1 protein-coding gene and 1 pseudogene are annotated in these 700 nt (G+C 65.9%); both read right to left on the bottom strand.

Annotated features, from left to right (window positions below):
• Positions 1 to 323: MarR family transcriptional regulator (locus EN991_RS38645; RefSeq protein ID WP_127370652.1), on the bottom strand; the 323-nt coding region annotated here is incomplete at its 3' end.
• Between the two features lie 57 nt (positions 324 to 380).
• Positions 381 to 700 (bottom strand): annotated as a pseudogene (locus tag EN991_RS38640) (hydrolase); the annotation flags it as partial.

Genomic DNA, 700 nt, shown 5'->3' with positions numbered 1-700 from the left:
ATGTCGATCCTGCGCCGGCTGAAGCCGACGCCAACCGCATAGGCGCCCTCCGGGTTGAGTGAAAGCGGGATCGTCGGCGGCCCGACGCGGCCGCGCTGCGCCTCGCCCTGCGAGACCAGGCCCTCCTGCTCGAGCGAGCGAACGATGACTGAAGCCGTCTGCGCCGACAGGCCGGTCTTCTCGCCGATTTCCATCCGCGAAATGCCTTCGTTCTGAAGCAGCAGGGACAGCACCAGCCGCTCGTTGTAGCTGCGGACGCTCAATGCATTCAGCCCGCTCGCACGATCGGCGATGCGCAAGGGATTGGGTGGTGCGAATCTCATGTCAGGCAAAGGTCGCCCCGTCGGTAAGAGCGCGTTGCCTGGCGGCGGTATGGTTGCTCATGTCGAGCGGCTCCAGCCGATGGCATCGACCGCGCGGGCGAGCGCGGTGCCCAGCAATCTGTGCGCCTCGGCATCGATGTGAAAGCCGTCCGCCTCGCTGCACGACACCACCGAGCCGGCATCGAAAAAGTGCAGTTCGAGCGAGTCCGCCAGAACCTCGAACTCGAGCGCGAGCAGGCGCGATTTCTCCGGCGCGCCGGCGAATATGGACTTCCATTCCTTGACGTCGTCCTGCATCGGCGGTGGCGCCACGATCATGATCTCGGGCGTCGAGCCGCCCGGACCTGGCGCCAGCTCCTTGATGTCGTAGACGAGGC

This window comes from Mesorhizobium sp. M7A.F.Ca.US.005.03.2.1 (genome assembly GCF_003997795.1).
In the GTDB taxonomy this organism is placed as follows: domain Bacteria; phylum Pseudomonadota; class Alphaproteobacteria; order Rhizobiales; family Rhizobiaceae; genus Mesorhizobium; species Mesorhizobium ciceri.
Note: the sequence above shows the minus strand (reverse complement) of the source record. Positions and strands in the feature narration are given on the sequence as shown.